General features: G+C 70.1%; 10 protein-coding genes. 2 read left to right on the top strand and 8 right to left on the bottom strand.

Annotated elements, in window-relative coordinates; translation table 11 throughout:
* Positions 1-161: 161 nt before the first annotated feature.
* Positions 162-2,255 (bottom strand): SpoIIE family protein phosphatase, encoded by a 2,094-nt coding sequence (locus ACFYSH_RS32400; RefSeq protein ID WP_359476587.1) that lies wholly within the window; start codon positions 2,253-2,255, stop codon positions 162-164.
* Between the two features lie 179 nt (positions 2,256-2,434).
* Between ACFYSH_RS32400 and ACFYSH_RS32405 the strand changes: the two genes are divergently transcribed.
* Positions 2,435-3,493 carry an enoyl-CoA hydratase/isomerase family protein gene (locus ACFYSH_RS32405; protein ID WP_388757224.1) on the top strand — a complete coding sequence of 353 codons (1,059 nt, stop codon included), beginning with the start codon at positions 2,435-2,437 and terminating at the stop codon, positions 3,491-3,493.
* A gap of 106 nt (positions 3,494-3,599) precedes the next feature.
* On the opposite strand, the gene ACFYSH_RS32410 is transcribed toward ACFYSH_RS32405, so the two are convergent.
* The 5 genes from ACFYSH_RS32410 to ACFYSH_RS32430 all read right to left on the bottom strand — a co-directional run bounded on the left by ACFYSH_RS32410 (position 3,600) and on the right by ACFYSH_RS32430 (position 9,758).
* A complete protein-coding gene (locus tag ACFYSH_RS32410) occupies positions 3,600-5,075 on the bottom strand; it encodes a rhamnulokinase family protein (RefSeq protein ID WP_359476581.1) in 1,476 nt (491 codons plus the stop codon).
* Between the two features lie 82 nt (positions 5,076-5,157).
* A complete protein-coding gene (locus ACFYSH_RS32415; RefSeq protein ID WP_359476578.1) occupies positions 5,158-7,203 on the bottom strand; it encodes a bifunctional aldolase/short-chain dehydrogenase in 2,046 nt (681 codons plus the stop codon).
* Between the two features lie 73 nt (positions 7,204-7,276).
* Positions 7,277-8,443 (bottom strand): L-rhamnose isomerase, encoded by a 1,167-nt coding sequence (gene rhaI / locus ACFYSH_RS32420; RefSeq protein WP_359476575.1) that lies wholly within the window; start codon positions 8,441-8,443, stop codon positions 7,277-7,279.
* A 522-nt stretch (positions 8,444-8,965) separates the two neighbouring features.
* On the bottom strand, positions 8,966-9,193 hold the full coding sequence (locus ACFYSH_RS32425) for a hypothetical protein (protein WP_359476573.1): 228 nt from the start codon (positions 9,191-9,193) through the stop codon (positions 8,966-8,968).
* 85 nt (positions 9,194-9,278) lie between these two features.
* The gene (locus tag ACFYSH_RS32430; protein WP_359476570.1) at positions 9,279-9,758 is read right to left on the bottom strand and encodes a hypothetical protein; all 480 of its coding nucleotides are present in this window, start codon (positions 9,756-9,758) and stop codon (positions 9,279-9,281) included.
* Between the two features lie 116 nt (positions 9,759-9,874).
* Here ACFYSH_RS32430 and ACFYSH_RS32435 point away from each other — a divergent pair, with 116 nt between their 5' ends.
* The gene (locus ACFYSH_RS32435) at positions 9,875-10,744 is read left to right on the top strand and encodes a pentapeptide repeat-containing protein (RefSeq protein ID WP_388757231.1); all 870 of its coding nucleotides are present in this window, start codon (positions 9,875-9,877) and stop codon (positions 10,742-10,744) included.
* Between the two features lie 38 nt (positions 10,745-10,782).
* On the opposite strand, the gene thpR is transcribed toward ACFYSH_RS32435, so the two are convergent.
* Together thpR and ACFYSH_RS32445 are read right to left on the bottom strand one after the other, a co-directional pair.
* Complete coding sequence (thpR, locus tag ACFYSH_RS32440; protein ID WP_359476564.1) at positions 10,783-11,379, bottom strand: RNA 2',3'-cyclic phosphodiesterase; 597 nt, start codon at positions 11,377-11,379, stop codon at positions 10,783-10,785.
* A gap of 171 nt (positions 11,380-11,550) precedes the next feature.
* Positions 11,551-12,096, bottom strand: a complete 546-nt coding sequence (locus tag ACFYSH_RS32445) for an SRPBCC family protein (RefSeq protein ID WP_359476561.1) — start codon at positions 12,094-12,096, stop codon at positions 11,551-11,553.
* Positions 12,097-12,383 lie beyond the last annotated feature (287 nt).

Genomic DNA, 12,383 nt, shown 5'->3' on the forward strand with positions numbered 1-12,383 from the left:
GGGGGCGGCCCCCCCCCCCGCCGGGGGGGCCGGCCGGGGGGGGGGGGGGGGGGCCCCCGGGGGGGGGGCCCCCCCCGGGGGGGGGGGGGGGGGCCCCCCCCCCCCGGGGGGGGCCCCCCCCCCCGCCGCGTTCCTGGTAGCTCGTAGCCCGGCCCACAGGTTCAGGAAGTGCGGCCGATCTCGCACCAGACGGCTTTGCCCTCACCCCGGGGTTCGACGCCCCAGCGTGCAGCGACCGCGTCGAGAAGCAGAAGGCCACGACCGGAGGTCGACGTCTCGCCGGGGGTGCGGCGTCGTGGCCAGACACTCGAGCGGTCCTGGACCGACAGCCTGACGCGCCGAACGGGCTCCGGCAGCACCTCCAGTGTCAGCACCGCCCCGCCCTCCGTATGGAGCAGCACATTGACCAGCAACTCTCCGGTGACCAGCACCGCGTCATCCGCAAGGCCCGCGAGGTCCCAGTCAGTCAGCGCCTGACGCACGATCGCCCGAGCCTCCGAGAGCCCCTGCGGGTCCGCCTGATGGATGTACTGGTGAAGCCGGGGAGCACGCGGCGACCCGAGATCCGGGCTGCGCCGTAGAACCAGCAACGCCACGTCGTCCCCCGAACCCCACCGCTCCCACAGCCGGTCCGACAGATGGTCGGCCAGCGCCTCGGCACCGTCGGGCCCGTCGCTGACCTCATGGATCAGCGCGGCGACACCGGTGTCGACATCGGCACCCGGCTCTTCCACCAGCCCGTCGGTGTACAGGACGAGTGTCTCGCCCGGCACCAGATCGAGTCGGGTCTCCGGATACTCCTCGTCCCGGAAATCCGTGGAGATTCCCAGCGGCAGGCCTCCGCGCACCTGAGGTACTCCGACCCGCCCGTCGGTGTGCCTGATCAGAGGCCCGAAGTGTCCGGCGCGCGACACACGCACCGCCCCCGTGGCGAGGTCCACCTGCGCGTATGTGCACGTGGCGAACCGGTCGGTGTCCAGCTCGGCGAGGAAGCGGGAAGCCCGCGCGAGCACGGTCGCCGGGGGGTGCCCTTCGGCGGCGTAGGCGCGCAAGGCGATACGCAACTGGCCCATGATCGCTGCGGCGTGTGTGTCGTGGCCCTGCACATCGCCCACCACGACGCCGATACGGCCCCTGGGCAGTGTGATCACGTCGTACCAGTCGCCGCCGACCTCGCGCCCGCTCCACGCCGCGTGGTAGCGGACCGCGATCTCTCCGCCCTCGGGCTCCTGGATCCGCCGCGGAAGCATGGCCGCCTGGAGCCCGGTGGCGAACTCACGTTCCTCGTCGAAGAGGATCGCCCGCTGCAGCGACTGGGCCACGATCGCGGCCAGCCCCAGGCACAGGATCCGCTCGTCCGCATTGAACACCGTGCGTTCACGGTAGAAGAGCGCGAGTCCGCCCAGCGGGCGGGCCTGAGCTATCAGCGGGAGATAGGCGACTGCCTGGAAATCCAGCTCACCGATGTGCGGTGCGAGAACCGGATAGCGCCGGATCAGTGAGCCGAGGGAGCTGATGAACCGGGGCCGTCCGCTGAGGATCGTGTCGCCGAGGGGCAGACTCGCGTCGAGCTGCCCGGAACCCAGACCTTCGAGAACCTCCACCGAGTCACCGCTCAGCGCGATGAACTTGAGCGCGGAGTTCTCCACCAGCCCGAGCGCCAGCCCGTCCGCACCGATTCCGACCAGGCCGCCCGGGCCGGTGAGCGCGGTGGTGACATCGTCCACCGTCACCGCACGTGACATCGCGGCGGTGGTGGCCTCGACGATGCTCGTCTGGCGACGGCGCCGCCTCTCCAGGTCCAAGACGAAGGCCGAATGGGTGACCTCGGCCGTCGCGTCCCGCACCACACCGATGACCCGGTGTGCCCGGCCGTCCTCCGACCGTAGGATCCGCGCCTGGACATGGGTCCACTGGCGGGTCCCGTCCTCGAGGGAAACCTGGAAGTGGACGCTGTAGGAGCTGCTGCCACCGTAGATCGCCTCGTCGATGGTGACGTCCAGACGTGCGCGATCCGCAGCGTCCAGCCGTTCGACCACCGCTGACGGTGAGGCGTCGAACGTCGCGGGATCGAGACCGAAGACCATCAGCCCGGCTTCGTCGATGTCCACGGTCCGGGCGTCCAGATCCCATTCGAAACTGCCGGTGCGGTTCATCGCGAGGCGTTCAGCGGTCCCGGTCTCACCCGCGTGACGCCGGTCGGACCGGAGCCGCGGTGTCGCTTCGTCGTCTGCTCGACGTGAAGAGTCGGTCATGCCTGCTCCGGAGGTCGTCCGGCGGGGCTGCTGGACGTCGCTGCCCGTAGGTCTCAATTGTCGAGCCCGCGATGCGGGAGTGCCACAGCGGTACTGCGGGGAGACCCGGAGCCTGACCTTCATGAGGGCCGTCGCAGAATGGCACGCAGAGATCGTCCACGGCTGACCGGAGCGCACACATGAACGACGACGAGCCCGTCCTGCTGCACACCGAGGGTCACATCCTGCGCATCACCCTCAACCGCCCCAGGGCCCTGAACGCGCTCACCCACTCCATGGTGCGTGGCATCGACGAGGCGCTCACCCTGGCCGCCGACGATGGTGCGGTCACCGCAGTCGTGATCGGCGGAGCCGGCGGGCGGGGCCTCTGCGCCGGCGGTGACATCAGGTCGATCTACGAGGACGCCCGCGCGGGCCGTCGCGCCTCCGTGGACTTCTGGCGTGACGAGTACCGTCTCAACGCCCGGATCGCCAGGTTTCCCAAGCCGTACGTGGCGCTCATGGACGGCATCGTGATGGGCGGCGGCGTGGGCGTGTCCGCCCACGGTGACGTGCGCATCGTCACCGAGCGTTCACGCGTCGCGATGCCCGAGACCGGAATCGGCTTCGTTCCCGACGTGGGGGGCACCTACCTGCTGGCCGCCGCACCAGGTGAGCTCGGCACCCACCTCGCACTCACCGGCGGGGCCGTCGGCGCGGCCGACGCCATGCTGTGCGGACTGGCAGACCACTTCGTCCCGTCGCACCGCCTCGCCGGCCTCACCACCGCGCTCGCCGGATGTGCGACACCCGCCGAGGTGAAGGACACTGTGCGGCGCTACGCGACCGACGCCCCGGGAGGGGAACTCGCGGCGCACCGGCCATGGATCGACGACTGCTACGCCGCCGACACCGTCGAGGAGATCATCGACCGGATGCTGAACAGCGGACTGCCCGCCGCCAAGGAGACCGCCGATGCGCTCCTCACCGCGTCCCCCACCGCGCTCAAGGTCACCCTGGCCGCCGTACGCCGCAGTGCACGGCTCAGCAGTCCGGAAGCAGCCCTGGACCAGGAGTTCCGTGTCTCCTGCCGGGCCTTCGCAGGACATGACCTGGTGGAGGGCGTTCGCGCCCGGATCATTGACAAGGACCGCACTCCACGTTGGAACCCCGCGGCGCTCGGCGATGTGAGCGCCGCCGACGTCGCCCGCCACTTCGAGCCGCTAGGAGACGGGGAACTCGGCCTGTCCTCGCTCTGACCGCCCCGCCCGAGGCCGAGGCCCTCCACACCCGCCGCCCGTGTCGGCGTAAGGGGTGGAGGGACCGCTCGCACTCGTGCGGTCATCCGGTCATCCGGTCATCCGGTCAGCCGGTCAGTCGGGCCGCCGCCCGGTCCCAGGCCTGCGGGTCCCCTTGCGGGGCGTAATGGTGGAGTCCCTGGGTGCGCGCGACCAGCCGACGCATGTCCGCGAGTCCGCCCACCAGCCCGTGCGACCGGGCCTGGAGCAGCACATTCCCGAGCGCGGTGGCCTCGGCGGGTCCCGCGGTGACCGGCAGGCCGGTCGCGTCGGCGGTCCACTGGCACAGCAGCTCGTTGCGTGAACCGCCGCCGACCAGATGGATTCGTGTCAGTTCACGGCCCGCCAGATCGGCCGCCTCGCGCAGTGTTCTGCGATGGGCCAGTGCCAGGCTCTCCAGCACGCACCGCACATATCCGCCGTGGCCTTCCGGCGTCGCCTGCCCGGTCCGGGCGAGAGCGGCGTCGATCCGCGACGGCATGTCTCCCGGCGCCAGGAACACCGGATCATCCGGGTCTATCACGGCGGCGAACGGCCGGGCACGCGCCGCGTCCGCGAGAAGCGCCGCCAGGCCCGTCGATGTACCGCCGTGTTCCCACGTACGACGGCATTCCTCCAGCAGCCACATCCCCATGATGTTGCGGAGATAGCGCACCGTACCGTCCACACCGCGCTCATTGGTGAAATTCGCCGCCCGTGACTCCTCCGTCAGCACGGGTGCGTCCAGTTCGAGGCCGGCCAACGACCAGGTACCGCACGACACATACGCGCATCCCGGTTCGGTGGCGGGCACCGCGGCCACGGCCGATGCCGTGTCGTGCGAGGCGACGGTCGTCACCGGTGTGTCCGCCGGCAGGCCGGTGAACTCGGCGACGTGCGCAAGCAGGGTGCCCGCCGGCTCGCCCGGATCGCGCAGCGCGGGAAACAGCGAACGTTCCAGACCCAGTCGTCCGATCAGCGCGTCGGACCAGCCGCCGGTACGCGCGTCGAACAGACCGGTCGTCGACGCGTTGGTCACTTCCGCTCCGACCGAGCCCGTCAGCCAGTACACCAGCAGGTCGGGCATCAGCAGCAGCGTCCGGGCAGCCTGCCACTGAGCTGTCGAACGGTGGGCGGCCAGTTGGAAGAGCGTGTTGAACGGCAGGTGCTGCAGTCCGCCGATGTCGTACAGCTCCTGCGCGTCGAAGTGGCGCAGGACCTGCTCGGCGGCGGCGCTGTTGCGCCCGTCGCGGTAGTGGAAGGGGAGACCCAGGAGGGAGCCGTCGGAGTCCAGGAGACCGTAGTCCACAGCCCAGGTGTCGATGCCCACCGAGGTGACGGGGCCGCTGCGTGCCGCCGCGCGCAATCCTTCGAGCATGCCTTGATACAGGGCGAGTACGTCCCAGCGGAGCCCGTCGGGGAGCCGGACCGGCGTGTTGGCGAAGCGGTGCACCTCGGTCAGCACCAGCTCGTCGGGGCCGACCCGGCCGGTGATCACCCGGCCGCTGGTGGCGCCCAGGTCCACCGCGGCGAACACCGGGTCGTGTCGTGAAGTCGCAGACATGGAAACTTTCGTCCGATCCGGGCGGAGCCACGCCCCGGGTGCGCGCGGTACGGCATCCGGGGCGCGGCGCAGCAGCTCATGGTCAGCGCAGGAAGGCCGCCGCCACACCGGCGTCGACGGGAATGTGGAGGCCGGTGGTGTGGGTGAGGTCCCCGCCGGTCAGCGCGAAGACGGCGTTGGCGACATGCTCCGGCAGCACCTCGCGCTTGAGAATCGTGCGCTGGGCGTAGAACTCGCCCAGCTTCTCCTCCTCGATCCCGTAGGTCGCCGCGCGCTGGGCACCCCAGCCGGCCGCGAAGATGCCGGAACCCCGCACCACCCCGTCCGGATTGACCCCGTTGACCCGGATGCCGTGCTCACCGAGCTCGGCCGCCAGCAGACGCACCTGGTGCGCCTGGTCGGCCTTGGTGGCCGAGTACGCGATGTTGTTCGGGCCCGCGTACACGGCGTTCTTGGAGGCGATGTAGATGATGTCGCCACCGAGGTTCTGGGCACGCATCATCCGCGCCGCCTCCCGGGACACCAGGAACGAACCGCGTGCCATGATGTCGTGCTGCAGGTCCCAGTCCTGGGCCGTGGTCTCCAGCAAAGGCTTGGAGATGGAGATCCCGGCGTTGTTCACCACCAGGTCGACACCGCCGAAGGCGAGTGCGGCGGCCTTGAACGCATCGGCGATCTGCTCCTCGGACGTCACATCCACCGTCACCGCGACGGCCTTGTCCGGGCCGCCGAGTTCCTCGGCGACAGCCGCCGCGTTCTCGGCGTTCAGGTCCGCGACGACGACACACGCGCCCTCCGCGACGAGCCGGTGCGCGATGGCCTTGCCGATGCCTGAGCCGGCGCCTGTGACGAGCGCGACCCGCGTGGCCAGCGCCTTCGCCTTCGGCATCCGGCGGAGCTTGGCCTCCTCCAGTTCCCAGTACTCGATGCGGAACTTCTCCGACTCCTCGATCGGCGCATACGTGGAGACGGCCTCGGCGCCGCGCATCACGTTGATGGCGTTGAGGTAGAACTCCCCGGCGACCCGGGCGGTCTGCTTGTCCTTGCCGAACGAGAACATGCCGACACCGGGCACCAGCACGATCGCCGGGTCGGCTCCGCGCATGGCCGGCGAACCGGGTGCCGCATGGCGCTCGTAGTACGCCCGGTACGCCTCCCGGTACTCCTCGTGGAGCGTCTCGAGACGGGCCACCGCCTCCTCCAGCGGCGCGTCGGCCGGCAGATCGAGGACCAGCGGGCTGACCTTCGTACGGAGGAAGTGGTCCGGGCACGAAGTGCCGAGGGCCGCGAGACGGGGGTGTTCGGCGCGTGAGAGGAAGTCCAGCACAGGCTCCGCGTCGGTGAAGTGCCCGACCTGCGGCCGGTCCTTGGACGCCAGCCCGCGGATCACCGGGGCGAGGGCCGCGGCCCGCTCCCGGCGCGCCGCCTCTTCCAGGGCTCCCCGCCCCGGGAGTACGGGGCCGAAGGGCTCTGCCCTGCCGCGGTCCTCGAGGAACTTCTCGGCGGTGCGGATCATCCAGAGCGCATTGTGTTCGCACTCCTCGGAGGTGTCGCCCCAGGCCGTGATGCCGTGACCGCCCAGGATCACCCCGACAGCCTGCGGATTGGCATCCTTGACGGCCGCGATGTCGAGGCCCAGCTGGAAACCGGGCCGGCGCCAGCCCACCCAGGCGACCTTGTCACCGAAGCACTCGGCGGTCAGCTTCTCTCCGTCGGCGGCGCACGCCAGAGCGATCCCGGAGTCCGGGTGCAGATGGTCGACGTGCTCGGCCTCGACCAGCGCGTGCATCGCGGTGTCGATCGACGGGGCGGCGCCCCCCTTACCGTGCAGGCAGTAGTCGAACGCCAGGACCATCTCGTCCTCGCGCTCCACCCCCGGGTACACATCCTTGAGCGCGCGCACCCGGTCCAGCCGGAGCACGGCGAGACCGGCCTCGGTCAGTGTGCCGAGGTCGCCTCCCGAACCCTTGACCCAGAGCAGTGCGGCTTCGCCACCGGTGACCGGGTCGGTCTCCGTCGCCTTGGCCGAGGCGTTGCCACCGGCGTAGTTGGTGTTGCGGGGGTCTGAGCCGATCCGGTGGGCGCGCTCCAAAAGCGCGGCGACTTCGGCGTGCGTCGCGGACGTCATGAAGGTTCCTTCGAGAAGAGGGGGACGGGCGGGTGCGGCCTGGGTGCACGGAGGAAGGGGAGGGGAGCGGGGCTCAGGCGCCCCAGCCCGCCTGCTCTCCGCCCACACGGTCTGCGGCGATGCGCTCCTGGTTGCCGGATGCGAGGTAGGCCGCGAACGGATCGCGCTCCAGGCCGAGTTCCTCACGTACGTCGGCGAGCAGCGGCCGTACGTCCGTGTTGAACGCGTCCATCAGCACTCCGTTCGAAGCGAGGACGTCACCGGAACGCTGCGCCTCGGCCAGCGCCTCGGCGTCGATCAGCAGAGCCTTCGCGGTCGCTTCCTGGACATTGGTGACCGAACGGATGACGGCAGGGATCTTGGCCTCGATGTTGTGGCACTGGTCGAGCATGAAGTTGACGTTGGTCTCGGCGTCGAGGCCGCCGTTCTTGGCGACCTCGTGCATGATCCGGAACAGCTGGAACGGGTCGGCGGCGCCTGCCATCAGGTCGTCGTCGGCGTAGAAACGGGAGTTGAAGTCGAACGCCCCGAGTTTTCCCTCGCGCAGAAGGAAGGCCACGATGAACTCGATGTTGGTGCCCGGTGCGTGATGTCCGGTGTCGACGACGACCTGCGCCTTCGGCCCGAGCTTGAGGCAGTGGGCGTACGAGGTGCCCCAGTCCGGGACGTCGGTGGTGTAGAAGGCGGGCTCGAAGAGTTTGTACTCCAACAGCATCCGCTGGTCGTCACCGAGCCGCGCGTAGACCTCGGCGAGCGCCTCGGCCAGCCGGTCCTGGCGGCCTGAGATGTCGTCCTGGCCCGGGTAGTTGGTGCCGTCGGAGAACCACAGCTTGAGGTCGGGCGAGCCGGTGGCGTCCATGATGTCGACGCACTCGAGCAGATGGTCGGTGGCCTTGCGGCGGACCTTCGGGTCCGGGTGGGTGACCGAGCCCAGCTTGAAATCGTCGTCCTGGAAGACATTGGAGTTGATCGCGCCGATCCGCAGCCCGAGCCCCTCGGCGTACCGGTTCAGCGCCGCGTAGTCCTCCACCCGGTCCCACGGGATGTGCAGCGAGACCTTGGGGGCCACTCCGGTGTAGCGGTGCACCTGCGCCGCGTCGGCGAGCTTCTCGAACGGGTCGCGCGGGACACCGGGCTGGGCGAAGACCTTGAAACGCGTCCCGGAGTTGCCGTAGCCCCAGGAGGGCGTCTCGATGACCTGAGACTTCAGAGCTGCCTTGACGGCCGACACATCAGACATGAACACCTCGTAAGCAGAGTCATCCGGCGACCGGTCAGGATCGAGGATGTGAATCGTTTCATCCAGAACCGTACGCTAGGTTTGAGCACCGCTGCTAGTCAAGCAGCTAGTCAGGTTTCTTCGTGATTTGAATCAATTCATCGGCGCTGAGGTGCGACTCCCGGTCAATGTGGGCGAGCGGTTCCGCGACGACGGGGGGACCTGAGGCTCACCCGTCGAGGAAGTGTCCTGGTGCTTCCGGGCGGCCTCGGTGAGGGTGGCTCCCTGAAGAAGATCCGCCGCGGAAGCTCGTCCGGAGCATGGCCGCGCTCTGCCTGCGACGAGGCGAGGAGCGACAGCCCGCCCTGCGACTCCTGGTGAACGGGCCCGTCGGCGACTCGTGACAGCTGGCCGGCGCCCCCGGTCACTCCTGTGCGGCAGCCGTCCCTCGGCCGCGGTGAGCGCCTCCGCGGAGTGCCCGGCCACATCCCCGGCCGGCCGCCGCGTCTGAGAAGCGAGGCACCCACCGCGACCCGGGGACGGTCAGCGCCCGGAACCCGTCAGGCTCGGTTGAAGCTCCCGTACGAGAGCGAAGAGCCTTTCCTCGTTCCCCGCGAGGCCCGCGCTTCGCAGGGCCTCGTCGGCCTCCTCGATCGGGGAGGCGAGCAGTGGCATGTACAGAGGGGCGCCGGCCGGATCGGCGAGCGCGGCGCGCGTGGCGGCCAGCAAGCGGATGTACGCCTGGGCCGCTGCGATTTCGGCTTTGTGCATCTCAGCATCTCCCCGGTCAGAGGTGTCGGACCGTCAAGCATCTCTCACGGGTCTGACAATGTCCGCGGCCACCGCCGAAAAGCCGTCAGGGCCGGGCCGTGGGCGGTGTTTCCACCTCGAGAAAGCGCCGCCGGCGCGGCCCGCGGTACAGCAAGGCCGTCCAGCCCAGCTGACGCAACACCACGGCACATCCGGCCAGCGCCTCCTCCTCGTCGTGTGCCGCTCCACTGCCGGGCGGACCGGCCCATTCGACCCGCACCGATCCGGGCACCTCGCCCGTACACACGCGATAGCCCGTGGCGGTCCGCTCGCCCGACGGGCCGACCGCCGAAGGGGGTATCCCGGCGGCCTCCAACGCCAACGCCACAGCCCGTAGCGGCTGGTGCAGCTCCCACTGGGCCGGCGCGCCCTCGGGATCCGCGATTGCCGCTCGGGTCAGACGCCGGATCTGGAGCAGGCCGTCGAAGGCGTTCCGCACCTCCCCGGCACGCCTGCCCGCGGCCTCGGGGACCACGGGGCCGTCGCCGGTCGCGGGCTCGAAACCTCTCTCTTCCGACGTGCTCATGTCCGCCCCCTCCACACCCGTGCCGTCTGTGGCCAAGTGTGCGCCCGCCCACTGACAGGTGCCGTCCGCAGCTCCGAACGCACCCGTAGACTTGGCGGACAGCACACACAGGAGGAATGAGGCACGTGCCCGCCGAAGACCCGACCGCCCCACCCGTCATCGAGCGGGCCGCCCTGCGCGCCGACTGCGCGAACTGCTTCGGGCTCTGTTGTGTCGCACTCACGCTGACCGCTTCGGCTGATTTCGCGATCAACAAGGACGCGGGGACGCCGTGTCCCAATCTGGCGGAAGACTTCCGTTGCGGCATACACACCCGGCTGCGTCCCGAGGGTTTCTCCGGCTGCACCGTGTACGACTGCTTCGGCGCGGGACAGAAGGTTTCCCAGGAAACATACGCAGGCCGGGACTGGCGGTCTGCCACGGACACCGCCCAGCAGATGTTCCAGGTGTTCCCGGTCATGAGGCAGCTGCACGAACTGCTCTGGTACCTGACGGAAGCCCTCACCCTGCCTGCCGCCGCCCGCCTGCACGCCGATCTCCGTGACGCCCTCGACACGACAGAACGCCTCACGCATCTGCCCGCCGAAGACCTCGCTGAAGTGGATGTGGCCGGGCACAGGGACACGACCGCAGCCCTCCTGCTGCGGGCCGGCGAGCTCGAACGCGCCACGGTTCACCGGCGTAAGAAGCGCAGTCAACGGGGCGCCGACCTCATCGGAGCCCGACTCGGAGGCGCCGACCTGCGCGGAGCCGAACTCCGAGGTGCGTATCTCATCGCGGCCGACCTGCGCGGAGCGGACCTGCGCCGGGCGGAGCTCATCGGCGCCGATTTCCGTGACGCCGATCTGTCCGACGCCGACCTCACCGGGGCCCTCTTCCTCACCCAGGCACAGCTGAACGCGGCGAAGGGTAACGCGGCCACGAAGCTGCCGGATGCGCTGACCCGGCCTCCGCACTGGTCGCCGAGCGGTCCCGGCACCGCCTGAACACCCGTGGCACGAACCGTGAGGCGCGGCTGGTTCGTTCAGGGCCCTGTGTGGCTCCCGTTGTCGAAAGCCCACGCCTCGATGTCGCGGTAGTGGATCGGTCCGCTGCTGCGGCCGAGGTTGCTGCCGACCAGGTGCAGACGTTCGGCAGACCACCGCCGGCCGGTGAATCCGGTGAGCCCCGCGGCGATCTCGCCTGCCGAGGAGCTGTCACCCCGGCGGGCACGGGCCAAGGTCAGATGGGGGCGCAGGGGCCGCTCCACGAAGGTGATACCGCAGCTCCTGACCGCGGCACGCACGTCGGCGGCGAGCATGTGCAGCTCATCGAGATCCCCCTCGACACCGCTCCACAGCACCCGTTCGTCGAAGTGCCCGCTGCCTTGGAGCGCCAGACGCGGCGGCCGGCGGGCCGCCGCGAGGCCGGCGAGCGGCGGGCGCAGGAGCGCAACGGTCGTGGTCGGAAGCTCCCCCAGGAACGCCAGGGTGATATGCCAGTCCTCGATGCGGTTCCACCGCATGTGAGGGTGGGAGGTGCAGGCGGGAAGCAGTTCCTGGGCGAGCTCTTTCTTCGCTTGGTCGGGCGGGGCGAGGGCAATGAACACGCGAACGGTCGCGGGCCGGATCTGTTCGTTCACACGCACTTCGTACCGCACGCGGGTGGCAGAGGTGACGGCCGCCCCCGGTAGCGGGCCACGAAGCGGTGCTGGTGGCCGTGGCTGTCCGGTGGGCGGCCACGGAGGCCCCGCCCGGCGGATCGTGACTCCGACGTACGTTCACGAGGCGTCGTCGTCGCCTGGCCTTCTGCCTCAGCCGGGCGGCGGCCCGTCCTCCACACGGCCGCCATCATCCGCGTCGCCCTGCTCCAGCGCGGACTTGAGGCGTTCCAGTGTCGTCCGTATGTTTCCGCGTTGGAACTCGGCGAACGTACGCCCACGCGTCGCGACCCGGTCGAAGGCGTTGGCGAGGAAGTCGGGCCAGGCCCGCCGGTTGTCCGTCCAGGTCTCCGTGACACGTGTGGCGCCGTTGACCGCCTCCAAGCGGTATTCCCACAGCGCGATGGCCCCCGGCAGCCGCGGGCGCCGTATCCCGATCGCGTGCACGCGAAAGGCGAACCGTACGCCCGGATCGGCGGCTGTCACCGTGCACCTGGTCGTCCAGTGGAAGGAGCCGCGCTTGTTGCGGCCTTCGAAAACCATGCCGACGTGAGCTGCTCGGCGCTTCCCGAGGATCTTCGCTCCCTGGTTCTCCGGACTCCAGCGCCCCATCGCGGTGGGATCGCTGATCCGTTCGTACACGGCCGAGGGCGTCACCCGGATCAGGACGCTGTCCGACACGGACATGGTGCGGGGCATCAGGGGTACTCCTTGTCCTCGGCCGGACGACCGGCACATCGCACGGAAGCCGGACAGATGACGTGCGAACGGTTGGCGGTGCCGGCTCGTCGAAACAGTGTGGCGTACACACAACAGTGTCCAGGACACCGGACCCGAAGAGCCCGCACATGAAGCCACCGTCGTCATCCGGCCGGTCGGACAGCACGTCCGGCAGTCGCGGGGGGGGGGGGGGGCGCGCCCGGGCCGGGGCCCCCCCCCCCCCCCCCCCCCCCCCCCCCCCCCCCCCCCCCCCCCCCCCCCACCCC

The organism is Streptomyces sp. NPDC005791 (genome assembly GCF_042871485.1).
Classification (GTDB): domain Bacteria; phylum Actinomycetota; class Actinomycetes; order Streptomycetales; family Streptomycetaceae; genus Streptomyces.